Source organism: Streptomyces sp. NPDC016309, assembly GCF_043077235.1.
GTDB lineage: Bacteria > Actinomycetota > Actinomycetes > Streptomycetales > Streptomycetaceae > Streptomyces.
The window spans coordinates 138,986-164,023 of sequence record NZ_JBIBSG010000003.1 but is presented as its reverse complement, the minus strand read 5'-3'; the positions used below and the strand labels follow the sequence as shown (position 1 = coordinate 164,023).

Genomic DNA, 25,038 nt, shown 5'->3' with positions numbered 1-25,038 from the left:
GCCGTACCAACAGGGGGCGACGGACCATGGCAGTGGACGAGCTGGACACCCGGATCCTCCGGTTGCTGATCGAGCAGCCGCGCACCAGCGTGCGGGAGTACGCGCGGATCCTCGGCATCGCGCGCGGCACCCTCCAGGCACGGCTGGACCGGCTGGAGCGGGAGGGGGTCATCACCGGGACGGGGCCGGTCCTCTCCCCCGCCGCGCTCGGGCACCCGGTGCTGGCGTTCGTGCACATCGAGGTCACCCAGGGGCACCTGGACGAGGTGGGTGACGCGCTCGCCGCCGTTCCCGAGATCGTCGAGGCGTTCTCGATCACCGGCGGCGGCGATCTGATCACCCGGGTCGTGGCCCGGGACAACGGGCACCTGGAGGACGTGATCCAGCGGCTGATCCAGCTCCCCGGTGTGGTGCGTACGCGTACGGAGATGGCGTTGCGGGAACGGGTGCCGCACCGGCTGCTGCCGCTGGTGGAGGCGGTGGGCCGGGCGGCCGGTCCGCAGCGCGGCTGAGCGACCGGTCCGCGGCGCCCGACGGGCGGCGGCGACGGACGGCGGCGGCGATGGCCGGGGGCGCGCGGGGGCTTGGCATGCTGGGGGCATGAGCACCTCCCGCGTCGCGGTCGTCTTCGATCTCGACGGCACACTGGTCGACAGCGAGCCGAACTACTACGAGGCGGGCCGCCGGCTCCTGGAGCACTACGGGGTCACGGACTTCGGCTGGGACCGCCACACCGACTTCATCGGCATCGGGACGCGCGAGACCCTGGAGGTCCTCAGGGAGGAGTACGGGATCGAGGCACCGGTCGACGAGCTGCTGGCCGGCAAGAACCGGTACTACCTGGAGCTGGCGCGCGCGGCGACGGAGGTGTTCCCGCAGATGCGGGCGTTCGTGGAACGCCTCCACGCGGAGGGCGTGCCGATGGCCGTCGCGTCCGGTTCGTCGCGCACCGCGATCGAGGCGGTCCTCGGCGGTACGGGGCTGGACGCCTACCTCACCACCCTGGTCTCGGCCGAGGAGGTGGAGCGGGGCAAGCCCGCGCCGGACGTGTTCCTGGAGGCGGCGCGGCGGCTCGGGGTGGAGCCGGCGCACTGCGTGGTCCTGGAGGACGCCCCGCCGGGCGCGGCGGCGGCCCGGGCGGCCGGCATGCGGTGCATCGCCGTGCCGTACGTACCGGGCACGGCCGACGACCCGGCGTTCGGCGGCGCGGAGCTGCTGATGCGCGGCGGGCAGGCGGAGTTCACGGCGGCGGCCGCGTACGACTTCGTGATGGCGGGCCGCCCGGACGCGCGCCGCTGACGGCCGGCGACCGGACCCGGCGGGGCCCGGGGCCGTCAGGAGCGGCGGACCACGCCGTTCCCACCCAAGGCCGTCATGAGCGGCGGACCTCACGCCGTTCGCACCCCGGGGCCGTCCTCGGAGCCCCGCCCGTGGCCGCTGTCGCCCGGAGCCCCGCCCCTGGCTGTCGTCGCCCGGCGTGAGCCGTCCCCGCTCCTGCCGCGAAAACACGTTGCCCGGCGGGGGCGGGGCGGGGGAGGCTGCCCGTCATGTCCGAAGCGATGACGGGCGGTTCACGTGATGTGGCCGCCCTTTTCTCCCGAGGCCGCCTGACGGCCATTCCGCGCAAGCCGGCCCGCCGCGAGCAGTTGCTGGTCCACCTCACCGAGACGCTGTTCGAGCGGGACCGGTCGTACACCGAGCCCGAGGTGAACGCGGCCCTGCGCACCGTGCACGAGGACTGCTCCGCGCTGCGCCGCTATCTGGTGGTCGGCGGGATGCTGACCCGCACCCGGGACGGCGCCGCCTACCGGCGAGCCGGATAGCGGTCAGAACCGGGCGTGGGCGGTGATGTCCGCGCCGAACCGGTCGATCATCTCCGGCGTCACGGTGGGCCGGCACTGCGCGATGGCGGCCAGGTAGTCCTCGGTGCCCGCGCCGGGCGTCCGCGACCGCTCCTGGTCGCCGAGGTCCCGCTCGAAGGCGGCCTGGGCGGCGATCCGGGCGGCGTGCTCGATGTCGGCCGGGGTGAACAGGTCGCTGGCGGCCACCAGGGCGGACACGTCCACGTCCGGCCGGCCGTCGGTGTACCGGGACCAGATCGCGGCGCGGGCGGCCCTGTCCGGCGTACCGATCGGGATGAGGTAGTCGAACCGGCCGGGGCGCAGGAACGCCGGGTCGAGGGACCGTACGGAGTTGGTGGCGCACACCAGCAGGCGCTCGTCGCCCTCGCGGAAGCGGGGGATCAGCTTGAGCAGTTCGTTGGTGACCCCGTGCATGCCGCCGGGCTGCGCGGGCTCGGTGCGTACGGGGGCGATCTCCTCCACCTCGTCGATGAAGACGAGCACCCGCTCCAGCTCGGAGATCCGGGCGAACGCGCTGCGCAGCGCCGCCGCCAGGTTGCCCCCGTCGGCCAGCCGGGACGGCAGCAGCTCGACGAAGGGCCAGCCGAGCCGGGAGGCGATGGCCCGGGCGAAGGTGGTCTTGCCGGTGCCGGGCGGCCCGAACAGGGTGATGGTGCGCGGTGGCCGGACTCCGTGCCGGGCGGCCCGTTCGGGCTGGGCGAGCGGCAGGACGACCCGTCGCTCGATGAGGTCCTTCTCCGCCTCCATGCCGGCCACCCCGGCCCACAGGTCGCCGGCGGGAAGCCGCCGCCGAGGTCCTCCAGCACGTTGGCGGCGGGCCCGTGCAGCGGCTCGACCTTCTCGAAGTAGGCCACGGCGGGCTGACGGGTGTAGCCGGCGTTGAGCAGCCCCTCGCCGACGAGTTCCTCCTCGGGCAGGACGTAGGCGATCCGCCCCACCCGGGCGGCGACAAGACGCCGCTCCAGTTCCACGAGGAGCGCGCTCGCCAGCCCCCTGCCGCGCCAGGCCGGGGAGATGGCGATGCGCATCACCCACGCGCGCTCCCCCGCCACGCAGCCGAGCGCCGCCCCGATGGGCACGCCCTGGTGGACGGCGACCACCGCGGGCTGACGGCTCGTCAGCGCGCCGATGCACTCGGCGAGTGAGAAGACGGACTCCTGTCCGAGCTCGGCCGTGGTGTCGATCAGATGGACGACCGCCGCGAGATCGCTCTCGCGGTAGTCGTGGATCAGCCAGTTCACCGGTACCACCCCTCGTCGTGCTGTTCCGGCGAGGCTAGAAGCCGCGCACCGGCCGGTTCCTGTGCCGAGGTGCACAAGGGCGGAGGGGTGACTACGACGTCCTGGACGTTGTGGTGAGCGCATCGGCGGCCGCATGACGGTGGACGCGGTGCCCGGGCGCCGCCAGGATCGCGGTGACGCACCATCTCCGCGACCGACGACGGGACGTACGAGGCATGGCGAAGCACTGGGCGGACTTCCAGTACGAGATCTACCTGAACGGGACCACCGGCGCCGTACCGCGGCTGCCCACCGATCTGACGCGCCTGGAGGAACTGGTCGAGCGGCGCCTCGGCCCCGGCCCGGCCGGTTACGTGGCGGGCGGCGCGGGCAGCGGGAGCACGGTGGCCGCCAACCGGGCGGCGCTGGAGCGGCGGCGGATCGTGCCGCGGATGCTGCGCGACGTGCACGAGCGTGACCTGTCGGTCCGCGTACTGGGCCGGGACCTGCCCGCGCCGCTCGCCCTCGCGCCCGTGGGCGTGCTGTCGATCATGCACCCGGACGCCGAGCCGGCCGCCGCGCGGGCCGCCGCCGCCCAGGGCGTGCCGTTCGTGCTGTCCTCCGCGTCCAGCACGCCCATGGAGCAGGTCGCCGAGGCGATGGGCGACGCCGAGCGGTGGTTCCAGCTCTACTGGGCCAGGGACCGGGAGGTCACCCGGTCGTTCCTGGGCCGGGCCCGGGCGGCCGGGTGCAGCGTGCTGTTCGTCACGCTGGACACACCGCTGCTGGCCTGGCGGCCGCGCGACCTGGACCAGGCGTACCTGCCCTTCCTGCACGGCGTGGGCACCGCCAACTACTTCACCGACCCGGCGTTCCTGGCGGGGTTGGCCAAGCCGGTGCAGGAGGACCCGGACGCTGCGGTGGCGCACTTCGTCGGCATGTTCGCCGATCCGGCCAAGACCTGGCCGGACCTGGCGTTCCTGCGGGAGAACTGGGACGGTCCGATCGTGCTGAAGGGCGTCCTGCACCCGGACGACGCCCGGCGCGCCGCGCAGGCGGGCATGGACGGCGTGGTGGTGTCCAACCACGGCGGCCGGCAGGTGGCCGGTGCCGTCGCCGCCGCCGACGCGCTGCCCCGGGTCGCCGAGGCCGCAGACGGCCGGCTGGCCGTGCTGTTCGACAGTGGCGTCCGGACGGGCGACGACATCTTCAAGGCGCTCGCCCTGGGCGCCGACGCGGTCCTGGTGGGCCGCCCGTACGCGTACGGGCTCGGGCTCGACGGCCAGGCGGGCGTCGAGCACGTGATCCGCTGCCTGCTCGCCGAACTGGACCTCACCCTGGCCCTGTCCGGGCACTCCACCCCCGCCGGCCCCGGCCGGGACGACCTCGTCGAGGAGACCGCGTGACCGCCCCCCGGAACGTGCTCGCCGTCGTCGCCCCCCACGTCGGCGGCCGCGCCGCCGGCGCCGCGCTCGCCTCGGTGCTCCCCGGGCACGCCCGGGTCACGGTGGTCGAGTCGACCGGCGAGGACCCGGTGGCGCTGCGCGAGGCCCATGTCGTGATCACCGCCCTGGCCCCGGTGACCTCGGCCCACCTGGCCGCCGCGCCACGGCTGGAGCTGGTCCAGTGCGCCAGTCACGGCCACGACCGCGTGGACGTGGCCGCCGCCCGCGCGCGGGGCGTCCCCGTCTGCACGATCGGCTCCAGCGACGCCGAGCGGCGGGCCGTGGCCGAGCAGACGTTCGCGCTGATGCTGGCCCTCGCCAAACGGCTGGTCCCGGCCCACGCCGCGCTCGTCGAGGGCGACTGGGCGCTGCCGCGCCTCCAGCAGTCCCTCACGGAGCTGTGCGGCAAGACGCTCGGCATCGTCGGTCTCGGGCGCATCGGCGCGGAAGTCGCCCGCCGGGCCGGCGCGTTCGACATGGACGTCCTGTACACGGGACGCCGGCGCCTCCCGCCCGAGACGGAGGCACGCCTGGGCGGGGCCCGGTACGTGGGCCTCGACGAGCTGCTGCGCGCCTCGGACTACGTCACCCTGCACGCCCCGCTGACCGAGGACACCCGTCACCTCCTCGACGCCCGGCGGCTGGCGCTGCTGAAGCCCTCCGCGTTCGTCGTCAACACGGCCCGCGGCGCCCTCGTCGACCAGGACGCCCTCGCCGACGCCCTGGAAGCCGGCCGCCTCGCCGGAGCGGGCGTCGACGTCTTCGACCCCGAACCGCCCCCGGCGTCCCTGCGCCTGCTCAAGGCCCCGAACGTGGTGCTGTCCCCGCACGCCGGGGGCGTCACCCGCGAGACGGTGGTCCGCATCGCCCTCGCCGCCGTCCGGAACGTCACCGACCACCTGGCCGGCAAGCCGCCGCGGGACGTGGTCCCGGAGGAGTGACGGGCGGCCGGCCAGGGGAAGGTCGTGCGGGAGCCACCCCCGCGCCGTGCTACGGACGCACCTGGATCAGCGCGTGGGTACCGCTCGTACGCCAGGCGGCCCCGGACCGTTCGAGGGCGTGCAGCGTTTCCTGCTCCAGGCCGACGATGACGTCGGACTTCAGGGTGCGGAGCGCCGCGACGGGTCCGGGGAAGTGGGCCGTGCGCCCGGCGAACGGCACGGTCGGGTGCCACAGCCTGTCCCCCACCAGGCGCCGGTAGTTGAGGTCGCCCTTCAGGATGGTGAGCGTGGCTGTCGCGAACTCCTTCCGCAGGTCCTCGGGCATCTCCTCGTACGGCAGAGGGGCGCAGAAAAACGGGTGGGTGCGGACCTCCAGGCTTTCCCCGGCCATGGCCTGCCAGAGTCGGCCGCCGATCCGGCCGGCCTCGCCGGGTGCCTCGGTGAGGCGGCGGAGGCAGTCGACGACGTCCGCGGTCATCGCGTCGGAGACGTAGTACGGATGGGGCTTGACGTGGAGGACGACCTGCTCGGCGTGCCCGTGTGCGAGGAGGTGGTCGATGAGGACGAGGTCGGGGATCAGTTCACGTCCCGCGTTGTCGGCCACCACGGCCACGGTGGCCGAGGCGCCGGCGGGCAGGAGCTGCCACAACGTGGCGCTGTCGTCGGCGACCAGTGCCGGGACCGCGGCGTCGGCCACGGCCGGCTCCCCCGCGGAGACCCGGAAGCCGAGGTCCGCGCGGTTGCCCCAGAGGGAGGCGTGCAGGAGGGCCGTGGCCCGCTCCCCGGCCGCGGCGCCCGCGAGCGCGTCGAGGGCCCGCAGCTCTTCCTCCACCGCGTCGCCTCGCAGCTCCGCCCGCTTGAACGGCGCGAAGGGATCGATTCCCTGCCACGGACCGTCATCGAAGTACCCGACCGCGCCGAGGAGCCGGCGGTAGAAGTAGCTCTCCGCCCACAGGAACGGGGCGTCGTACCACGAGCGCCCGAAGTGCCCCTGCCCCCAGGCCGCCCAGCGCTCGTGGTCGTGTGCCGCGGGCCCGAGCGGCTCGACCGCACCGTTGGCGGTCTCGTCCAGCAGGGCGTCGAGGGCCGCGTGCTGCCGACGGCCGTACGGGAAGGCGTCGCGCACCTGCCGGACGAGGGCGGGGTGGCGCTCGGCCAGCACGCTCCGGGCGAACGAGCCGGGCTCGTCGCCCAGGACGACCGGAGCGCCGGCCGGGCCGGCGTCGCGAACGGCCTCTTTGCCCGAGGCGCGGGAGGTCTTCTCTCTCATGGGGCCCAGACCCTTCGCATGTCGCTCATGTGGTCATGATCCCCGTCCGTCCGCGCCGACGCTTGATCGGCTCGGTCAGCCGAGGAAGCTCAAGCGCACCTGGCGGTCCGGGTTGTCCTTGTTGGTGTCGACCACGCAGACCGACTGCCAGGTGCCCAGCGCCATTTCGCCGCCCACGACCGGGATCGTGGCATGCGGGGGGACCAGGGCGGGCAGGACGTGGTCGCGGCCGTGGCCGGGGCTGCCGTGGCGGTGCTGCCAGCGGTCGTCGGCGGGGAGGAGGGTATGGAGGGCCGCCAGGAGGTCGTCGTCGCTGCCGGCGCCGGTCTCCAGGATCGCCACGCCCGTCGTGGCGTGCGGCGTGAAGACGTTCAGCAGGCCGTCCCGGCCGGCCGCCGCTTCCCGGAGGAAGGCGGCGCAGGCGCCGGTCAGGTCGTGGACGGTCTCCCGGTTCCCGGTGGTGATGCGCAGCGTACGGGTGGTGAATGCGTCGCTCATGCCCCCATGGTGTCACCGCCGCGGTGCCGTTCCGGGAGCCGGCGGGTCCGGCGAGGCCCCATGGACGCGGCGGGGCACCGGCGGTCACGATGGGGGCATGGCGATCAACGGTGCGTCAGGTCCGTGGGGTACGTCGGAGACGTCGGGCGCGTCAGGGACACCGGGTGCGTCGGGGACGCGGGGGGCGCAGGGTGCGTCGGGGGCGGTGGGGACGCGGGGGGCCTCGGGGGCGTCGGGGACGCGGGGTGCGTCGGGGGCGGTGGGGGGTCGGGGCCGGGCCGGTGGGGAGGTGCTGCCCGGTTCCGCCGACGTGGTGCTGCCCGGTTCCGCCGACGTGGTGGTGGTCGGCGGAGGGGTCGTCGGGGCGAGCATCGCCTTCCACCTGGCCGAGGCGGGGGCCGGGCGGGTGCTGCTGGTGGAGCGGGACACGCCCGCCTCCGGGTCCTCGGGCAAGCCGATCGGCGGGGTCCGGGCGCAGTTCTCGGACCCGCTCAACGTCCGCTTGGGGCAGCGGAGTCTGGAGGCGTGGCGGGCGTTCGGCGACCGGCCCGGCGCGGACGTGGGGCTGGAGACCGTCGGCTACCTCTTCCTCCTGGCGGACGAGGCCGAGGTGGAGACGTTCCGCCGGGGCATCGAGGTGCAGCGCGCGTACGGCGTGCCCAGCCGGCTGCTGGGTCCCCGCGAGGCGCACGCGCTGTGCCCGTACGTCGACCCGTCCTCGATCGTGGCCGCCGCCCACTCCCCCGCCGACGGGTACGCGCTGCCCCGGGCGGCCGTCGCCGGCTACCTGCGGGCCGCCGCCGCGCTCGGCGTGACCGTGGTGACCCGCTGCGCGGTGACCGGGATCGAGACGTCCGGCGGGGCGGTGCGCGCGGTGCGGACGACCGCCGGGACGGTCCGCACCGGGACGGTGGTGTGCGCGGCGGGCGCCTGGTCGCGGGCGGTGGGGGCGATGGCGGGGGTGGACCTGCCGGTCACCCCGCTGCGGCGGCAGATCGCTCTGACCGGCCCACTGGACCCGGCGCCGCCGCGGGTGCCGTTCACCCTCGACTACGGCTCCACGCTGTACTTCCACTCCGACGGCGCCGGCGGCCTGGTGCTGGGCCTGTCCGACCCGCGCCAGGAGCCGGGCTTCGGGCGCGAGGCCGACGACGGGTGGCTGGACCTCTTCCGCCGGGCGGCCGCCCGGCGCGCGCCCGCGCTCGTGGACGTGCCGGTGACCGGCGGCTGGGCGGGCCTGTACGAGATGACGCCCGACCGCGACGCGCTGATCGGCGAGGCACCGGGGGTCGGCCGGTTCCTGTACGCGACGGGGTTCTCCGGCCACGGCTTCCTCCAGGCACCGGCCGTCGGCGAGGTGGTCCGGGACCTGTACCTCGGCCGTACGCCGTTCGTGGACGTGGGGCCGCTGACCGCCGGCCGTTTCGAGGGTGCCGCCACCGGGGTGCGCTCGGAGGCGCACATCATCTGAGGAGTTCGCATGGTTCCCGCCTGGCGGCTGCGTGCCGCGTTCGCCCGTCGGCTCTCCGACATGTACGGCGCCGAAGTCCCGGCGTACACGACACTGCTGGAGGTCGCGGGTCAGGTCAACGACGACGTACGGAGGACGAGCGGGGCGGCGGCGGAGCGGCTCGGGAGCATCGAGCGGGTGACCGCCGAGCGGCACGGCGCGATCCGGGTCGGCACGCCGCGCGAACTGCGGCAGGCGGCCCGGGTGTTCGCGGCGCTGGGGATGGAGCCGGTGGGCTTCTACGACCTGCGGGACGCCGCCGGCAGCTCCGTACCGGTGGTGTCGACGGCCTTCCGGCCCGTCGGCGCCGAGGAGCTGGAGCGCAATCCGTTCCGGGTGTTCACCTCGCTGCTGACCTGTGACGACCCGCGGTACTTCGACGCGGACCTCCGGGCGCGGCTGACGGCCTTCCTGGAGCGGCGGGAGCTGTTCCCGCCGGAGCTGCTGGAGCTGGCCGCGCTCGGTGAGCGGGAGGGCGGGCTGCCGGAGGAGGCGGCGGAGCGGTTCCTGACGCTGGCGGTGGCCGCGTTCGAGCTGTCGCCGGAGCCGGTCGACCGGGCCTGGTACCGGGAGCTGGAGCGGGTCTCGCCCGTCGCGGCCGACATCGGCGGAGTGGGCAGCACCCACATCAACCACCTCACGCCCCGCGTCCTGGACATCGACGAGCTGTACCGCCGCATGACCGGCCGGGGCATCGCCATGATCGACCGGATCCAGGGGCCGCCGCGCTGGGACGGCCCCGATGTGCTGCTGCGCCAGACGTCGTTCCGGGCCCTCGCCGAGCCGCGCGCGTTCCGCGAGCCGGACGGGCGGGTCACGCACGGGTCGCTGCGGGTGCGGTTCGGCGAGGTGGAGGCGCGCGGCATCGCCCTCACGCCGGCGGGTCGCGCCCTGTACGACGAGCTGGTCGCCGAGCCGGCCGGGGTCTGGGCCGACCGGTTTCCGCGCACCGAACGCGAACTGGCCGTCCGGGGGCTGGGGTTCTTCACGTACGAGCCCGTCCCCGGCCGCCGCCGGGACGGCGCACGGCCGCCGGGCGACCTGGCGGGGCTGCTGGACGGCGGCTGGGTCACCGCGCGGCCGGTCGTGTACGAGGACTTCCTGCCGCGCTCGGCGGCCGGGATCTTCCGGTCGAACCTCGACCGGGACGGGCGCGCGGTCGGCGCAGGCGCGCGGGACGGGCGTCCGGGGGTCGCCGACGCGCGGGACGCGGGCCACGCCGGCGCGGGAGCGGGCACCGCGTACGACGCGGCCTGGCTGGCCGGGGCCGTGGAACGCCCGGTGCACGATCCGTTCGCCCTCTGTGCCGCCCGGCGGGACGACTCGCTGGCCCGCACGCTGCACGCACTCGACCTGCACCTCCGCGTCCACCTTCCCGAGGAGACCGTATGACCACGTCGCTGCCCACCACCGAGGAACTGCGCGCCCGCGCCGAGGGCGCGCTGCTGCGCTGCGGGGCCCGGCCGCCCGGCGCCGGGGACGGGGTGGTGTCGCGCACGCCGGTGACGGGCGGTGTCCTGTACCGGATGCCGGCCGCCTCGCCCGGCGACGTCGACGCGGCGGTCGGGGCGGCCGCGGAGGCGTTCCGCACGTGGCGCACGGTACCCGCGCCGGTACGCGGGGCGCTGGTCAAGCGGCTGGGTGAGCTGCTGGCCCGGCACAAGGAGGACCTCGCGGAGCTGGTCACCGTCGAGGCGGGCAAGATCCGTTCGGAGGCGCTCGGCGAGGTGCAGGAGATGATCGACGTCTGCGACTTCGCGGTCGGTCTGTCGCGCCAGCTCTATGGGCGGACGATGGCGTCCGAGCGGCCCGGCCACCGGCTGTCGGAGACCTGGCACCCGCTGGGCGTGGTGGGGGTGATCTCGGCGTTCAACTTCCCCGTGGCGGTGTGGGCCTGGAACACCGCCGTGGCGCTGGTGTGCGGTGACACGGTGGTGTGGAAGCCGTCGGAGCTGACGCCGCTCACGGCGCTGGCCTGCGACGCGCTGCTGGCGCGGGCGGCCGCCGACGCGGGCGCGCCCGCCGGGGTGCACCGGTTGGTCGTCGGGGCCCGGGAGGCGGGCGAGCGGCTGGCGGACGATCCGCGGGTGGCGCTGGTGAGTGCGACCGGGTCGGTGCGGATGGGACGGGAGGTGGCGCCGCGGGTGGCCGCCCGGTTCGGGCGGTGCCTGCTGGAGCTGGGGGGCAACAACGCGGCCGTGGTCACCCCGTCCGCCGACCTGGACCTGGCGGTGCGGGGCATCGTCTTCTCGGCGGCGGGCACGGCGGGGCAGCGGTGCACGACGCTGCGGCGGCTGATCGTCCACGAGGACGTGGCGGACCGGCTGGTGGAGAAGGTGGTCCACGCCTACGGGCAGCTCACGGTGGGTGACCCGTTCGCGGACGGGACGCTGGTCGGGCCGCTGGTCGACGGGCGGGCGCTGCGGGCGATGACCGAGGCGCTGGCGGAGGCGGAGGCGGACGGCGGCAAGGTGCTGACCGGTGGGGAGCGGGTGCTGGCGGAGGCGGCTCCGGACGCGGCGTACGTGCGGCCGGCGGTGGTGCGGATGCCGGCGCAGACGGACGTCGTCCGGCGGGAGACCTTCGCGCCCGTCCTGTACGTGCTCACCCACCGGACCCTGGACGAGGCCATCGCCCTGCACAACGACGTCCCGCAGGGGCTGTCGTCGAGCATCTTCACGCGCGACCAGCGGGAGGCGGAGCGGTTCCTGGCCGCCGACGGCTCGGACTGCGGCATCGCCAACGTCAATATCGGCACGTCGGGGGCGGAGATCGGCGGCGCGTTCGGCGGCGAGAAGGAGACGGGCGGCGGGCGCGAGTCGGGGTCGGACGCGTGGCGCGCGTACATGCGGCGGGCGACGAACACGGTGAACTACGGGGACGACCTGCCACTGGCGCAGGGGGTGCACTTCCTGTAGCCGGTGACGGTGGGGGCGGCCGTCGGGACCGGGGCGGCGGTCGGGACCGTCACGGCCGTTCGGACCGTCAGGGCCGTCCGGACCGTTACGGCCGTCCGGACCCGTTTCGGCCGTCCGGACCCGTTACGGCCGTCCGGACCGGGGCGGCGGGCCATGGCGGGAAGATCCACGCCCCCGCCCCGGTTGGTAGAAACATGAACAATCTTGGGGACGTGGCCGTGCCCGTGGACGTGGTGGTCGTCGGCGCGGGTCAGGCGGGCCTGTCCGCCGCCTACCACCTGCGGCGCACCGGGCTGCGACCGGACCGGGACTTCGTCGTCCTGGACCACGCGCCCCGGCCGGGCGGCGCGTGGCAGTTCCGCTGGCCGACCCTGACGTACGGCCGCGTCCACGGCATGCACGCGCTGCCCGGCATGGAGCTGACCGGGGCCGACGACAGCCGTCCGTCGTCGGAGGTGATCGGCGGGTACTTCACGCGGTACGAGGAGAGGTTCGGGCTGCGGGTGCACCGGCCCGTCGACGTCACGGCCGTACGGGAGGGGGCGGACGGGCGCCTGCTGGTGGAGTCCTCGGAGGGGACGTACGCCACCCGTGCGCTGGTCAACGCGACGGGCACCTGGGACCGGCCCTTCTGGCCGCGCTACCCGGGACAGGAGACCTTCCGCGGGCGGCAGCTCCACACGGCGGACTACCCGGGGCCGGCGGAGTTCGCCGGCCGGCGGGTGATCGTGGTGGGCGGCGGCGCGTCGGGGACGCAGCACCTGATGGAGATCGCGGAGGTGGCGGCGGAGACCACCTGGGTGACCCGCCGGGAGCCGGTGTGGCGGGAGGGCCCGTTCGGCGAGGCGGAGGGCCGCGCGGCGGTGGCCCTGGTGGAGGAGCGGGTACGGCGCGGACTGCCGCCCCGGAGCGTGGTGAGCGTGACCGGCCTGCCGCTGAACGACGCGACCCGGCGGGCGCGCGAGCGGGGGATCCTGGACCGGCTGCCGATGTTCGACCGGATCACCCCGACGGGCGTGGCCTGGGACGGGGAGGGGCCCGGCGGAGGGCGGACGCTGGACGCGGACGTCATCCTGTGGGCCACCGGCTTCCGGGCGGCCATCGAGCACCTGGCCCCGCTGCGGCTGCGCGAGCCGGGCGGCGGGATCCGCGTGGACGGCACCCGGGCCCTGCGCGACGAGCGGGTCCACCTCGTCGGGTACGGCCCGTCGGCGTCCACCATCGGCGCCAACCGCGCCGGCCGCGCGGCCGCCCGTGACATCCGCCGCCTGCTGGCCCGGACGCCGGCGCCCGCGGCCGTATGACGCCGCGGCCGCGGACCGGCCACCCCGGACCCGCCCGAGCGGCTCAGTTGGGGGTGGTGGCGCGCTGGGCGTTGAAGTCCTGGACGTTGCGCTGGTGTTCGGCGTAGTCGGCGGTGAAGCGGGTGTCACCGGGCCGGACGGTGACGAAGTAGAGCCAGTCGCCGGGCGGCGGGTCGACCGCGGCGTGCATGGCCTGCTCGCCGGGGTTGGCGATCGGCGTCGGGGGCAGCCCCTGCCGGTTGTAGGTGTTGTACGGGTGCTCCATCCGCGTGTCGTCGTGCGACGTGTCGAGCGTGGAGCGGCCCAGTCCGTAGTTGAGAGTCGAGTCCATCTGGAGGGCCATGCCCTGGGCGAGCCGGTTGTGGATGACACGGGCGACCTTGCCCATGTCCTCCGGGGTGTCCGCCTCGGCCTGGACGATGCTGGCGATGGTGACCGTCCGGTAGAGGCTCACCCCGTCGCGCTGGACACCGGCGGTGACGCGGCCCGTGCCGAACCGCTCGCGCGCGGTCCTGACCATGTAGTCGAGCAGACCGCGCGGGGTCGTCTTCTTGTAGACCGGGTACGTGGCCGGGAAGAGGAACCCTTCCGGGTTGCCCCGCGCGTCGGCCGGCAGCTTCAGCTTCCCGCTCACGGCGACGCCCCGGGTGGTGCCGGGCGGCACCTTGAGGGCCTTGTCGACCGCCTCGTAGACCTGGCCGGCCCGCCAGCCCTCCGGGACGAGCAGCATCGTCGGCTTTTCCGGGGGCGGCGGCGCGGGGGGCTCCTTGAGCAGCAGCAGCGGCACCAGCACCGCGGCGGCCACGATGACGGCCAGGCCGGCGCCCAGGGCCAGCCGGCCGCGTCGGGTCATACGGGGCCGTCCGCGCCGGGGCGCGCCGCCGTGCGGGGACTCGTTCACCATGCGGTGCACGCTAACCCGACACAGGCAGATAATCCGGCAATTCCGACATTTGCGGTCACTCGACAGGGCGAACGGAACAGGCGAACACGGGCTCGGATGTTCGCCCGAACGCATGATCGCCAGGGGTTTCCCGCACCGGTCCATGCGCGACGCATGATGCTTACGGTGCGCGAGCGACGGGCTGCAGACCGCGACCGCGCAGTCCCACACCTGTACGGAACCAAGGAGAACGCACCTCATGAACGTCATCACCGACCTGCTCGCCGGCTTCGTCCACTTCATCGGTTGGCTCGTCTGAGGGACCGTCCGCCCGGCGCCGTCGCTCCCCCGTCCCAGGGAGCGGCGGCGCCGCCGCGTCCGCCCGTACCGCCACCGTGAGCACGACGGCGGGCGGGTCAGGACACGGCCGGCTCCAATTCCGTGTCCCCACGGACCAGGGCGGCGTACCGGCCGTCGCGCTCCATCAGTTCCTCGTGCGTGCCGCGCTCGGCCACGCGCCCGGCGTCGAGGACGACGATCTCGTCCGCGCCGCGAACGGTGGAGAGCCGGTGGGCGATGGTGAGGGTGGTGCGGCCGGCCGACAGCGCGTCGATCGCCTGCTGCACGGCTTGTTCCGTGCGGGTGTCGAGCGCGCTGGTCGCCTCGTCCAGGATGAGGACCGGCGGGTCCCTGAGGATGGTCCGGGCGATGGCCAGACGCTGCTTCTCGCCGCCCGAGAAGCGGTATCCGCGCTCGCCGACGAGGGTGTCGTACCCCTCGGGCAGCGAGGCGATGTGGTCGTGGATCTGGGCCGCCCGCGCGGCCGCCTCGATCTCCTCGTCGGTGGCGTCCGGCCGGGCGAAGCGGAGGTTCTCGGCGACGGAGGCGTGGAAGAGGTAGGTCTCCTGGGAGACCACGCCGATCCCGCGGGCGAGGCTGTCGAAGTCCAGGTCCCGGACGTCCACGCCGTCGAGCGTGACGCGGCCGCCGGTGACGTCGTACAGCCGGGGGACGAGGTAGCTGAGGGTGGACTTGCCGGAGCCGGTGGGGCCGACGACGGCCAGGCTGCCGCCCGCCGGCACGGTGATGTCGATGCCGCTCAGCGTCTCGCCGCCGTTGGCGTCGTACCGGAAGTCGACGGCCTCGAAGCGGACCTCGCCGCGGATCTCCTCCAGCCGGACCGGGTCCTCGGGCTCGGTGATGTCCACCGGCAGGTCCAGATACTCGAAGATCCGCTGGAACAGGGCGAAGGAGGTCTGGATCTCCACGCCGGTCGACAGCAGGCTCACGGCGGGGCGGAACAGGCCCTGCTGGAGCGAGACGAAGGCGACGAGCGTACCGATGGAGATGGCGGGGCCACCCGCCTGGAGGGCCAGCCCGGCCGCCCAGTACAGCAGGGCCGGCATGGCGGCCATGACGATGCCTATCGTCGACATCCGCCACCGGCCGGCCATCGAGGAGCGCACCTCAAGTGCGACGAGCCGCTCGGACTCGGCGGCGAAGGACCTGGTCAGGGAGTCGGCGCGGCCCATCGTCCGGCCCAGGAGGATGCCGCTCACCGACAGCGACTCGGTGACGGTGGCGGCCATGGCCGCCATCTGCTTCTGCCGCTGGGTGGTGATCCGCTTGCGCTCGCGGCCGACCCGGCGGCTGATCCAGACGAAGACCGGCAGGAGGAGCAGCGAGACGATCGTCAGCCGCCAGTCCAGGGCGAGCATCGCGGCGACGGTGGCGACCACGGCGGTCAGGTTGGATACCAGGGACGTCGCGGTGGAGGTGACGGTCGCCTGCATCCCGCCGATGTCGTTCGCGATGCGGGACTGCACCTCACCGGTGCGCGTGCGGGTGAAGAACGCCAGCGGCATGCGCTGCAACCGGGCGTACACGGCGGTCCGCAGGTCGTGCATGACCCGCTGGCCGACCGTCGTGGAGATCAGCGTCTGGAGGACCCCGAACACGCCGGTCACCACGGCGGTGAGGATCATGCCGAGGGCGAGCAGGGTGAGCAGGCCCGTACGGCCCTGCGGGATGGCGGTGTCCAGGATCTCGCGCAGCAGGAACGGCGAGGCGACCGACACCAGCGACGAGGCGCCGACGAGCAGGCCGACCACGGCCAGCCGGCCGCGGTAGGGACGGAAGAGCCGGAGGACGCGCCGGATCGGGACCGGCGGCTGCTCCGGATCGGGTGGGGGTGGCGTCCAGGTGGACTCGGCGTGGATGCGCATGGGCTCCTTCGAAGGTACAGAGGTACAGGCGTGCGGACGAACCTTCGAAGAGCTTAGCTCATTGTTACCTTCGTTCACAGTGAGCGTGGTCCTGCTAACATCCGGGTATGGACTCCCCCGACCCCTCCCCCGACCCTGACGGCCTGCTGGCCGAGCAGCTCCTCCGGCTGACCCGGCGCCTCCACCGCAGCCAGAAGCGGCAGCTCGAGTCGGCCGACATAGCGATCACGCCCGCCCAGTCCCGGCTGCTGCGCACGGTGGCGCACTACGACCACCCGCCCCGGATGGCCGACCTCGCGGCCCGTCTCGAAGTCGTCCCCCGCGCCGTGACCAGCCTGGTGGACGGTCTGGAGGCGAGCGCGCGGGTCCGCCGCGTCCCCGATCCGGCCAACCGCCGGGTGGTGCGGATCGAGCTCACCGACGCCGGGCGGGACACGCTGCGGCAGTTGCGCACCGCGCGCCGGGCGGCCGCAGAGGACATCCTGGCTCCATTGACCGCCGAACAGCGCGAGGTGCTCGGCGGCTTGCTGACCGCTCTGGTCGACGGAGTGCCGGAGCGCCACTGCTGACGCGCGTGCCTGACGACACCGGTGTGACGGCCGCGCCCGGACGATCCGTGCCGCCTGCCGAGGGGACCGTGCCATGCCGCTGCCGGAGCCGAAACCCGACGCCCTCCGTCCCCGCACCCACCACGGCCCCTCCCACGACCGGGTGCCCGACCTGCTGGCGCACGGCTCACCCGGACGGCTGCGCGACGAGCTGACCGCCCTCCTGGGCCCCGGCAAGGTGCTGTCGCGGGTCACCGACCTCGTCGCGTACGCCTCGGACGCCAGCCCCTACCGCTTCGTCCCCCAGGTCGTCGTGGTCGCCGAGGACGTCGACGACATCTCCGCCCTCCTGTCGTACGCGCACGGCAAGGGCCGCGAGGTGGTCTTCCGGGCGGCCGGGACGAGCCTGAACGGCCAGGCCCAGGGCGAGGACATCCTGGTGGACGTGCGCAGGCACTGGGCCGGGATCGAGGTCCTGGACGGTGGCGCCCGTGCCCGCGTCCGGCCCGGCACCACGGTCGCCCGTGCCAACGCGGCCCTCGCCCGGCACGGCCGGCTTTTGGGCCCCGACCCGGCGAGCGCCGTGGCCTGCACGATCGGCGGCGTCGTCGCCAACAACGCGTCCGGGATGACGGCCGGGACGGTCCGCAACGCGTACCGGACGGTGGCGTCGCTCACCGCCGTGCTGCCCTCCGGCACGGTGGTCGACACGGCCGATCCGGCGGCCGACGCGGAACTCGCGCGCGCCGAGCCGGCCCTGTGCGCCGAGCTCCTGGCCGTCAAGGCGGAGATCGAGGCGGACCCGGACCTCACGGCCCGCATCCGCGCCAAGTACGAGATCAAGAACACCAACGGCTACCGCCTGGACGCCTACCTGGACGGCTCGACGCCCGTCGAGATCCTGCGCGGGCTGATGGTCGGCTCCCAGGGCACGCTCGGTTTCCTCTCCGAGGTCGTGTTCGACACCCTGCCGCTGGACCGGGAGGTCACGGCCGCGCTGCTGTTCTTCCCGTCCCTGCCGGCCGCGGCGGCCGCCGTGCCGCGCTTCACGGAGGCGGGCGCGATCGCGGTGGAGCTGATGGACGGCAACACGCTGCGGGCGTCGGTGCGGGTCCCCGGGGTGCCCGCCGACTGGGCGGAGCTGCCCGGTCCCACCACGGCCCTGCTGGTGGAGTTCCGGGCGCCCGACCCCGCGGCGCTGGCGGCCCGCGAGTGGGCGGCGGCCCGGGTGCTCGACGACATCGAGCTGGTGGCGCCCGTCCCGTCGGTGACCAACCGGTTCACCCGGGACGCCCGGACGATCGGCGGCTACTGGAAGGCGCGCAAGGCGTTCGTCGCCGCCGCGGGCGGTGGCCGCCCCTCCGGTACGACGCTGATCACCGAGGACTTCGCGGTGCCGCCGTCGCGGCTCGCCGAGGCGTGCGAGGCGCTGCTGGCGCTCCAGGCGGAGCACGGCTTCGACGCCGCCGTCGCCGGGCACGCGGCCCACGGCAACCTGCACTTCCTGCTGGCGTTCGACCCGGCCGACCCGGACGACGTCGACCGGTACGCGGCGTTCATGGACGAGTTCTGCAAGCTGACCGTGGAGCGGTTCGACGGCTCGCTGAAGGCGGAGCACGCCACCGGGCGGAACATCGCCCCCTTCCTGGAGCTGGAGTGGGGCCCGCGGGCCACCGAGCTGATGTGGCGCACCAAGCGGGCCTTCGACCCCGAAGGGGTGCTCGCCCCGCGCGTCGTCCTGGACCGGGACCCGAGGGCCCATCTGCGCGGCCTGAAGACGGTGCCCCGGGTGGAGCCGATCACCGACGCCTGCATCGAGTGCGGCTTCTGCGAGCCGACCTGCCCCAGCCGGGACCTGACCACGACACCCCGTCAGCGGATCGTGCTGCGGCGCGAGATGATGCGCCAGACTCCCGGCTCGCCCGTCGAGACCGCTCTCCTCGCGGCGTACGGCCATGCCGCCGTCGACACCTGCGCGGGCGACTCGACGTGCGGGCTGGACTGCCCGGTGGGCATCGACACGGGTGCGTTGATGAAGCGGCTGCGGCACGCCCGCCACTCGGCCCGGGAGGAGCGGCTGGCGGCCCTGGCCGCCCGGTGGTTCGCGGCGGTGGAGGCCTCGGCACGGCTCGCGGTGGCCACCGGGCGGCGCCTCGGCGACCGGCTGCCCGCCTCGGCGACGGCGCTGGCCCGCCGGGTCGTGCGGCCGGAGCTGGTGCCCGAGTGGCTGCCGGAGATCCCCGGCGCCGCCGCGGCCCGGCTGCCCGTCACGGAGCGGGCGCGGGCGGTCGCCGTGTACTACCCGGCGTGCGTGAACCGGATCTTCGGCGAGCCGCGGGGCCTCGCCGGGCCGTCCCTGCCCGAGGCGGTGGTCGCCCTGTCGGAGCGGGCCGGCAGACCGGTGTGGATCCCCGGCGACGTGGCGGGCACCTGCTGCGCCACCGTCTGGCACTCCAAGGGGTACGAGGAGGGCGCGCGCGTGATGGCGCACCGCGTCGTCGAGGCCGCCTGGGGCTGGACCGCGGGCGGCCGGCTGCCGCTGGTCGTGGACGCCTCCTCCTGTGCGCTGGGCCTGGCGCGGGAGGTGGTGCCGTACCTCGGCGCCCGTCACCGCGAGATGCACGCGGAGCTGACGGTCCTCGACTCCGTGGTGTGGGCCGCCGACGAGCTGCTGGAGCGCCTGACGGTACGGCGGAGGGCCGCCTCGGTGGTCGTGCACCCCACCTGCGCGATGCGGCACCTCGGGGACGAGGACCGGCTGGTGGCGCTCGCGGCGGCGTGCGCCGAGGAGGCCGTCGTCCCGGACGACGCGGGCTGCTGCGCCTTCGCCGGCGACCGCGGGATGCTCCACCCCGAGCTGACGGAATCGGCCACGGCCCAGGAGGCGGCCGAGGTGACGGCGCGGTGTTACGACGCGTACCTCTCGGCCAACCGGATGTGCGAGGTCGGCATGGAGCACGCCACCGGCCGCCCCTACCACTCGGTGCTCCTCCAGCTCGAGCGCGCCACCCGGCCGTAGGCGCCCGTGCGGCAGGCGTCCGTGCGGCAGGCGTCCGTGCGGCAGGCGTCCGTGCCGCAGGCGTCCGTGCCGCGGGCGCCCGTGCGGCAGGCGTCCGTGCGGCAGTCGCCCGTGCGGCAGTCGCCCCTCGCCGCCCTCAGGCGAGCAGGTCGAGCAGGGCGGCGCCGTCCTCCGTGAGCCGCCGGAGAGCCCGGCGGTGGAATTCGGCGCCGGGGTACGGCGGTGGACGGCATCGCGCCACTGCCCTTCCGGGAGTCCAAGCGCTCGGAACAAGAGTCCAACCGGCCCCCTTGCGTACCCGCGGCCCCGGCGGCCAGGGTCCTTCCCGGGATTCATGGACCAGCCACGCACACGAGGCACGGGAGGTTCGATGAACGACGCAGCACCCGGGGACCACGACCGGTCCCCGGAGCCGCCCAGCCGGCGCACCGTCCTGCGGACCACGGCCGCTGCGGCGGGAGCCGCCGGGCTGGGCCTCGGCGCCCCGGGCGGTACCGCCGCCGCCGCGGAGCCCGGCGCCACGGAGGCCGCCGCACCGCCGCGCCAGGGCCCCACGATGGCCGGCGTGCCGTTCGAGCGGCGCTCCACCGTGCGCGTCGCCGTCGTCGGGCTCGGCAACCGCGGCGGCAGCATGATCGACCTGTTCCTGGCCGTCCCGGGCGTGCGGGTGGTCGCCGTCTGCGACCCGGTGAAGAGCAAGACCGAGCAGGCCGTGGCCAAGGTCGTGGCCGCCGGCCATCCCTCACCCGCCGTCTACGCCCACGGCGAGGACGACTACGAGAACCTCTGCCGGCGCGGCGACATCGACCTCGTGTACGTGGCGACCCCCTGGGACCTGCACTTCGCCATGGCGAGGGCGGCCCTGCTGAACGGCAAGCACATCGGTGTCGAGTGCCCCCTCGCGATGCGCCTGGACGAGCTGTGGGAGCTGGTCGACCTCTCCGAGCGCACCCGCCGCCACTGCATGCAGCTGGAGAACTGCTGCTACGGCCGCCACGAGATGCGCGTGCTGCGCATGGCCCACGCCGGCAGGTTCGGCGAACTGCTGCACGGCGCCGGGGCGTACCACCACGACCTGCGGGGCCTGATGTTCTCGCCGACGTACTACGAGGGCCCCTGGCGCCGCCTGTGGCACACCCGGCTGCGGGGCGACCTCTACCCCAACCACGGCTTCGCACCGGTGGCCACCTACATGGACGTCAACCGGGGCGACCGCGCGGTCAGCATCAGCAGCTTCGGCACGCCCGCGCTCGGGCTGGCCGAGTACCGCCGGGCCCATGTGCCGCCGGACGACCCGAGCTGGAAGGAGACGTACGTCGAGAGCGACCGCACCATCAGCATGGTGCGGACGGCCAGGGGCCGGGTGATCCGGCTGGAGCACGACGTGTCGACGCCCCACCCGTACAGCAGGATCAACAGCCTGGGCGGGACGAAGGGTGTCTTCGAGGACTACCCCGCGCGGATCTACATCGAGCCGGACCACACCGACGACCAGTGGGGCGACTTCTCCGCGTACGCCGCCGAGTTCGACCACTGGCTGTGGAAGGAGCACGCCGATCCGCCGGGCGGGCACGGGGGGATGGACTACCTCATGGTCTTCCGGCTGATGCAGTGCATGCGGCTCGGCCTCGTCCCGGACTTCGACGTGTACGACGCCGCCACCTGGTCCGCCCCGGTGCCGCTCAGCCACGCCTCCGTCAAGGCGAACGGCGCGCCGCAGCGGATACCCGACTTCACGCGCGGCGCGTGGACGAGGCCCCGGCCGGGCCTGGACTCGGCCAGGCCGGAGTGAGCGTGCGGGGCCGGGCCCGCGGTACCGGCCGGGCCCCGCACCCACCGGTCAGCAGCGGCGGCGGTCCTCCGTCAGGGTGCCCTGGACGGTCCGCAGGGCGCGGTCGTAGCAGCCGCCGGGCCCGTACAGCCGGTAGCGCTCCGCACTGGTGCCGACGGCGTGCCGCTGGTCGCGGGGCACCCCCGTCGTGTAGGTGGCGTCGCCCGTGTAGGAGTCGTCGAGCCGTGAGCGGCGCGGCCGTTCCCCGGGGGCGAGGACCAGGGTGTCCGCGCGGTCGCCCAGGGCGAGGACGGTGCGCAGCCGGTCGCCGGCGCCGAGCGTGGTCACGCCGTCCATGGTGTACGTGCGGTCCGTGCGGGTGCGGGTGCCGCCGCGGCGCACCGTCTCGTCGTCCCGCCAGGTCGCCTTCAGCGCGTCACGGGCTTCGCCGTCGGTCCAGCGGTGGACGGAGGTGTGGGTCACGGACCGGGTCACGGTCGTGGCGACCCGGCCGTGCGAGGTGTCCAGGTACCCGGCCACGGTGAGCCGGTGGGCGGCCGCGGTGTCGAGGCGGTGCTCCGTACCGGGGCGGTACACCGGCGAGTTGACGGGCGCGCTCTCCTGGTGCCGGGTCAGCGCCCCGGTGACGACCGCGCGGCCCTCGTCCTGCCAGACGAGCACGTTGGCGGGGGTCGACCAGCCGGCCTGCCCCGCCGGTAGGCCGGCGACGGAGACCTCCACGCGGTGCGGGCGGCCGTCGTTGAGCAGGGCGGCGAACGGTGTCAGGTCGTAGCGGACGGGCTGGACGTCGAAGGCGCGCGGGCCGGGGACCACGTACCAGAGGAAGGGGTTGGACCAGCCGCCCGTCCACACCGTCGGGAAGGGGGCGGCGATCCCGGCGAGCCGTCCGTCGACGGAGATCCGCACCTCCCGGTGCGGTCCGCCGGCCGCCTTGCACGAGTAGGGCGCGGCGTCCGGGACGGTCATGTACCAGTACTCCTCGCAGCCGCCGCCGGAGCCGGTGGCGTACACCTCGGCGAGGATCCGTTCGGAGTTGCGCGGGGTGGTCAGGGCCGGGGTGGCGAGGGGTATCACCCGGTCGGGCACGTCGGCGGACGGCGCCGGTCCGCCCGCGTGGAAGGTCAGCGTCACCGTGACGTCGAGGACGCCGGTGTACGTGTCGTCGACGACGTTCCCGATGAGCATCTCCACCGGCTGCGGGCGGCGCAGGGTGTCGCTGTAGCGGGTGATGTCGGTCTCGACCGACCAGGTGATGCCGTCGGGGGACGGTTGCGGGGTGGAGGTGCGGAAGACCTCCACCCCGCCGATGGTGAGGTGGCCGAGCCGGTCGTACTGGCGTCCCTTCACCGTGCCGTCGAGCCGGAGGACGACCGTGCTCCACCGGTCGCCGCAGCCTTTGGGGGGCGTGTAGGTGCCCCGGTAGGGCGTGAAGTCGCGGAACCGCGCCCGGGCGAGGGTCATGTCGCAGGTGGGTACGCCCTCCGGCCGGGGAACGGGCGGTGCGGCGGTGAGCGGATCGCGCCAATCGGTGCCGAACTCGGCGGGAGGGTCCTGGGGCGCGGCGGGCGCCGGTGCCGCGCCGGACAGCGCGGTGACCGCCAGCACGGCGCCCATGAGCATGCCGATGACTCGTCGTTGTCCCATGGGCCGGGAGTGAAGCGCGGGGCGGGCGCCCGGCGCCAGGGGCCGGTGATGCCCCTTGGCGCGTTCTGTGCGGTCCTGCCGGAAAATCGATTGCCGTCGCCGGGTCCGGAAGGCGAATCTTGCACGGTTTCCGGCTGCCGCTCCGCGCTGCCCGCCCGTCGACGGAACCCCTGGGACGTCATGCAGATTCATCGTCTTCCGTACGCCGATCCAGGTGATCCCGACGTCAGGTCGGGCACGCGCTTCCTGCTCTGGCTGGGGCGCAACCAGCTCGGCGGGCAGGTCAGGACCCTGCTGTGGGGCCTGCTGCTGCACCTCGGCATCGCCGGTCTCCCGCTGGCCGTGGGCCTGGCGGTGCAGGCGGTGATCGAGCGCTCGGGCGGCGGGCTGGCCCGGGCCGGAGCCCTGATCGCCGTCCTGGGCGCGGCCATCGCGGTGGGCGACACGATGCAGCACCGGACGGCCGTCACCAACTGGATCACCGCCGCCGCCCGGGTCCAGCAACTGCTGGCGCGCAAGACCGCGGAGCTGGGCTCCCTGCTGACCCGCCGGGTCGCCGCGGGCGAGGTCGTCGCCGTGTCGACCGGGGACGTCGAGAAGATCGGCTGGTTCGTGGAGACCCTGTCGCGGTTCGCGGCGGCGGCCACCACGCTGGTCGTGGTCTGTGTCGGCCTGGTGGTCTACCAGCCGGCCCTCGGTGCCGTCGTCGCGGTCGGCGTGCCCGTCCTGGCGCTCGCCGCGCTGCCGCTGCTCCCCCGCGCCACCCGGCGCGCGGACGTCCAGCGGGAGAAGGCGGGCCGCGCCACCGAACTGGCGTCGGACACGGTCGCCGGTCTGCGGGTGCTGCGCGGCATCGGCGGCGAGGAGCTGTTCCTCCGCCGCTACCGGGAGGCGTCCCAGGAGGTGCGCCGGGCCGCCGTGCGCAGCGCCCGGATGTGGGCGCTGATCGCGGCGGTCCAGGTCCTGCTGCCGGGGCTGCTGCTGGTCGTGGTGGTGCTGTACGGGGCGAAGCTCGCCCTGGAGGGGCGCGTCACGGTAGGCGAACTGGTCACCGTGTACGGCGCGGTGACGCTGACGCACCACCCGTTGCGCAACTTCGAGGAGATCGCCATGGCGTACTCCTTCTCCCGGCCCTCCGCGAAGCGCGCCGCACGGGTGCTGGCGCTGACGCGTACGAGCACCACCACGGTGACGGACGCCGGCGCGCCCCCGGCGGGGGACCTGTACGACCCGGTGACCGGGCTGCTGGCCCCGGCCGGTCTGTTCACCGCCGTGGTGTGCGGCGACCCGGACGCCGCCGGGAAGCTGGCCGACCGGCTCGGCGGGCACCCCTCGGAGGAGCACGACGGCCATGTCTCCGTCCTGCTCGGCGGCGTGCCCCTGGACGAGCTGCCGCTCGACACCGCGCGCACCGCCGTCCTGGTCCAGGACAAGGACCCGGTCCTGTTGTCCGGCACCCTGCACGACCTGCTGGACGTGCCGTCGTCCGGGAAGGTGAGCGCCCGGGACGCCTTGGAGGCGGCCCGCTGCGGCGACGTGCTGGACGCGCTCGCCCAGGCGTCGGTGGAGCCGGACGGCGACCCGATGCGCACCCGGATCACCGAGCGCGGCCGGTCGCTGTCCGGCGGGCAGCGCCAGCGTCTGGCGCTCGCCCGGTCGCTGGTCACCGACCCCGGGGTGCTGGTGCTGGACGAGCCGACGTCGGCGGTGGACTCGCACACCGAGGCGCGGGTCGCGGCGGGCGTCCAGCGGCTGCGCGCCGGGCGGACGACCGTGGTGCTGGCGTCGTCGCCGCTGCTCCTGGACCTCGCCGACCGGGTGGTGCTGGTCCACGAGGGCGAGGCCGTGGCGGTGGGCACCCACCGCGGGCTGCTGGCCACCGAGGAGCGGTACCGCGCGGTGGTCACCCGTGAGACCGAAGAGGAAGTCCTTGTGGACATCGAGGAGTCGGCATGACCG

At 74.7% G+C, this 25,038-nt stretch carries 18 protein-coding genes and 1 pseudogene; 13 read left to right on the top strand and 6 right to left on the bottom strand.

Going from position 1 to position 25,038, the window contains the following annotated elements:
* Positions 1-26 precede the first annotated feature (26 nt).
* The 3 genes from ACF068_RS08625 to ACF068_RS08615 all read left to right on the top strand — a co-directional run bounded on the left by ACF068_RS08625 (position 27) and on the right by ACF068_RS08615 (position 1,823).
* On the top strand, positions 27-512 hold the full coding sequence (locus ACF068_RS08625; protein WP_392273429.1) for an Lrp/AsnC family transcriptional regulator: 486 nt from the start codon (positions 27-29) through the stop codon (positions 510-512).
* An 88-nt stretch (positions 513-600) separates the two neighbouring features.
* Positions 601-1,299, top strand: a complete 699-nt coding sequence (locus ACF068_RS08620) for an HAD family hydrolase (RefSeq protein WP_392273428.1) — start codon at positions 601-603, stop codon at positions 1,297-1,299.
* A gap of 248 nt (positions 1,300-1,547) precedes the next feature.
* Positions 1,548-1,823, top strand: a complete 276-nt coding sequence (locus ACF068_RS08615) for a DUF2087 domain-containing protein (RefSeq protein WP_392273427.1) — start codon at positions 1,548-1,550, stop codon at positions 1,821-1,823.
* 3 nt (positions 1,824-1,826) lie between these two features.
* Here ACF068_RS08615 and ACF068_RS08610 read toward each other — a convergent pair.
* Positions 1,827-3,103: pseudogene (locus ACF068_RS08610) on the bottom strand (ATP-binding protein).
* Between the two features lie 215 nt (positions 3,104-3,318).
* On the opposite strand from ACF068_RS08610, the gene ACF068_RS08605 reads away from it, so the two are divergent.
* Positions 3,319-4,488 (top strand): lactate 2-monooxygenase, encoded by a 1,170-nt coding sequence (locus ACF068_RS08605; RefSeq protein ID WP_392273426.1) that lies wholly within the window; start codon positions 3,319-3,321, stop codon positions 4,486-4,488.
* Entirely contained in the window at positions 4,485-5,468 is a 984-nt protein-coding gene (locus tag ACF068_RS08600) for a 2-hydroxyacid dehydrogenase (RefSeq protein WP_392273425.1), read from the top strand. Before ACF068_RS08605 ends, ACF068_RS08600 begins: the two co-directional genes overlap by 4 nt.
* 49 nt (positions 5,469-5,517) lie before the next feature.
* Here the strand turns inward: ACF068_RS08600 and ACF068_RS08595 are convergent, their stop codons facing one another.
* Entirely contained in the window at positions 5,518-6,738 is a 1,221-nt protein-coding gene (locus ACF068_RS08595; RefSeq protein ID WP_392273424.1) for a damage-control phosphatase ARMT1 family protein, read from the bottom strand.
* 75 nt (positions 6,739-6,813) lie between these two features.
* Positions 6,814-7,236 carry a YjbQ family protein gene (locus ACF068_RS08590; RefSeq protein WP_392273423.1) on the bottom strand — a complete coding sequence of 141 codons (423 nt, stop codon included), beginning with the start codon at positions 7,234-7,236 and terminating at the stop codon, positions 6,814-6,816.
* A 289-nt stretch (positions 7,237-7,525) separates the two neighbouring features.
* Between ACF068_RS08590 and ACF068_RS08585 the strand changes: the two genes are divergently transcribed.
* From ACF068_RS08585 to ACF068_RS08570, 4 genes are all read left to right on the top strand, one after another.
* Positions 7,526-8,707, top strand: a complete 1,182-nt coding sequence (locus ACF068_RS08585; RefSeq protein WP_392273422.1) for an NAD(P)/FAD-dependent oxidoreductase — start codon at positions 7,526-7,528, stop codon at positions 8,705-8,707.
* A gap of 9 nt (positions 8,708-8,716) precedes the next feature.
* Positions 8,717-10,138 carry a 2-oxoadipate dioxygenase/decarboxylase family protein gene (locus ACF068_RS08580; RefSeq protein WP_392273421.1) on the top strand — a complete coding sequence of 474 codons (1,422 nt, stop codon included), beginning with the start codon at positions 8,717-8,719 and terminating at the stop codon, positions 10,136-10,138.
* Complete coding sequence (locus ACF068_RS08575) at positions 10,135-11,664, top strand: aldehyde dehydrogenase family protein (RefSeq protein ID WP_392273420.1); 1,530 nt, start codon at positions 10,135-10,137, stop codon at positions 11,662-11,664. The genes ACF068_RS08580 and ACF068_RS08575 overlap by 4 nt, the downstream gene beginning before the upstream one ends.
* 194 nt (positions 11,665-11,858) lie before the next feature.
* On the top strand, positions 11,859-12,968 hold the full coding sequence (locus ACF068_RS08570) for an NAD(P)-binding domain-containing protein (protein WP_392273419.1): 1,110 nt from the start codon (positions 11,859-11,861) through the stop codon (positions 12,966-12,968).
* Positions 12,969-13,011: 43 nt separating this feature from the next.
* On the opposite strand, the gene mltG is transcribed toward ACF068_RS08570, so the two are convergent.
* Together mltG and ACF068_RS08560 are read right to left on the bottom strand one after the other, a co-directional pair.
* Positions 13,012-13,872, bottom strand: coding sequence for an endolytic transglycosylase MltG (gene mltG / locus ACF068_RS08565; RefSeq protein ID WP_392273418.1), 861 nt, complete (start codon positions 13,870-13,872; stop codon positions 13,012-13,014).
* A gap of 395 nt (positions 13,873-14,267) precedes the next feature.
* Entirely contained in the window at positions 14,268-16,076 is a 1,809-nt protein-coding gene (locus ACF068_RS08560; protein ID WP_392273417.1) for an ABC transporter ATP-binding protein, read from the bottom strand.
* Between the two features lie 107 nt (positions 16,077-16,183).
* Between ACF068_RS08560 and ACF068_RS08555 the strand changes: the two genes are divergently transcribed.
* The 3 genes from ACF068_RS08555 to ACF068_RS08545 all read left to right on the top strand — a co-directional run bounded on the left by ACF068_RS08555 (position 16,184) and on the right by ACF068_RS08545 (position 21,435).
* Complete coding sequence (locus tag ACF068_RS08555) at positions 16,184-16,645, top strand: MarR family winged helix-turn-helix transcriptional regulator (RefSeq protein WP_392273416.1); 462 nt, start codon at positions 16,184-16,186, stop codon at positions 16,643-16,645.
* 73 nt (positions 16,646-16,718) lie between these two features.
* Entirely contained in the window at positions 16,719-19,643 is a 2,925-nt protein-coding gene (locus ACF068_RS08550; protein WP_392273415.1) for an FAD-binding and (Fe-S)-binding domain-containing protein, read from the top strand.
* A 370-nt stretch (positions 19,644-20,013) separates the two neighbouring features.
* Complete coding sequence (locus tag ACF068_RS08545) at positions 20,014-21,435, top strand: Gfo/Idh/MocA family protein (protein ID WP_392273414.1); 1,422 nt, start codon at positions 20,014-20,016, stop codon at positions 21,433-21,435.
* A gap of 48 nt (positions 21,436-21,483) precedes the next feature.
* Here the strand turns inward: ACF068_RS08545 and ACF068_RS08540 are convergent, their stop codons facing one another.
* Positions 21,484-23,079: a peptide-N4-asparagine amidase gene (locus ACF068_RS08540; RefSeq protein ID WP_392273413.1), complete on the bottom strand. Its 1,596-nt coding sequence runs from the start codon at positions 23,077-23,079 to the stop codon at positions 21,484-21,486.
* 180 nt (positions 23,080-23,259) lie between these two features.
* On the opposite strand from ACF068_RS08540, the gene ACF068_RS08535 reads away from it, so the two are divergent.
* The gene (locus tag ACF068_RS08535; RefSeq protein WP_392273412.1) at positions 23,260-25,035 is read left to right on the top strand and encodes an ABC transporter transmembrane domain-containing protein; all 1,776 of its coding nucleotides are present in this window, start codon (positions 23,260-23,262) and stop codon (positions 25,033-25,035) included.
* The last annotated feature ends 3 nt before the right edge of the window (positions 25,036-25,038 follow it).

What these genes read in the sequence shown, in the direction of transcription:
- ACF068_RS08625 (WP_392273429.1), top strand. Translation starts at nt 27, where the DNA reads ATGGCAGTGGACGAGCTGGACACCCGGATCCTCCGGTTGCTGATCGAG.
- ACF068_RS08620 (WP_392273428.1), top strand. Translation starts at nt 601, where the DNA reads ATGAGCACCTCCCGCGTCGCGGTCGTCTTCGATCTCGACGGCACACTG.
- ACF068_RS08615 (WP_392273427.1), top strand. Translation starts at nt 1,548, where the DNA reads ATGTCCGAAGCGATGACGGGCGGTTCACGTGATGTGGCCGCCCTTTTC.
- ACF068_RS08605 (WP_392273426.1), top strand. Translation starts at nt 3,319, where the DNA reads ATGGCGAAGCACTGGGCGGACTTCCAGTACGAGATCTACCTGAACGGG.
- ACF068_RS08595 (WP_392273424.1), bottom strand. Translation starts at nt 6,738, where the DNA reads ATGAGAGAGAAGACCTCCCGCGCCTCGGGCAAAGAGGCCGTTCGCGAC.
- ACF068_RS08590 (WP_392273423.1), bottom strand. Translation starts at nt 7,236, where the DNA reads ATGAGCGACGCATTCACCACCCGTACGCTGCGCATCACCACCGGGAAC.
- ACF068_RS08580 (WP_392273421.1), top strand. Translation starts at nt 8,717, where the DNA reads ATGGTTCCCGCCTGGCGGCTGCGTGCCGCGTTCGCCCGTCGGCTCTCC.
- ACF068_RS08575 (WP_392273420.1), top strand. Translation starts at nt 10,135, where the DNA reads ATGACCACGTCGCTGCCCACCACCGAGGAACTGCGCGCCCGCGCCGAG.
- ACF068_RS08570 (WP_392273419.1), top strand. Translation starts at nt 11,859, where the DNA reads ATGAACAATCTTGGGGACGTGGCCGTGCCCGTGGACGTGGTGGTCGTC.
- mltG (WP_392273418.1), bottom strand. Translation starts at nt 13,872, where the DNA reads ATGGTGAACGAGTCCCCGCACGGCGGCGCGCCCCGGCGCGGACGGCCC.
- ACF068_RS08560 (WP_392273417.1), bottom strand. Translation starts at nt 16,076, where the DNA reads ATGCGCATCCACGCCGAGTCCACCTGGACGCCACCCCCACCCGATCCG.
- ACF068_RS08555 (WP_392273416.1), top strand. Translation starts at nt 16,184, where the DNA reads ATGGACTCCCCCGACCCCTCCCCCGACCCTGACGGCCTGCTGGCCGAG.
- ACF068_RS08550 (WP_392273415.1), top strand. Translation starts at nt 16,719, where the DNA reads ATGCCGCTGCCGGAGCCGAAACCCGACGCCCTCCGTCCCCGCACCCAC.
- ACF068_RS08545 (WP_392273414.1), top strand. Translation starts at nt 20,014, where the DNA reads ATGAACGACGCAGCACCCGGGGACCACGACCGGTCCCCGGAGCCGCCC.
- ACF068_RS08540 (WP_392273413.1), bottom strand. Translation starts at nt 23,079, where the DNA reads ATGGGACAACGACGAGTCATCGGCATGCTCATGGGCGCCGTGCTGGCG.
- ACF068_RS08535 (WP_392273412.1), top strand. Translation starts at nt 23,260, where the DNA reads ATGCAGATTCATCGTCTTCCGTACGCCGATCCAGGTGATCCCGACGTC.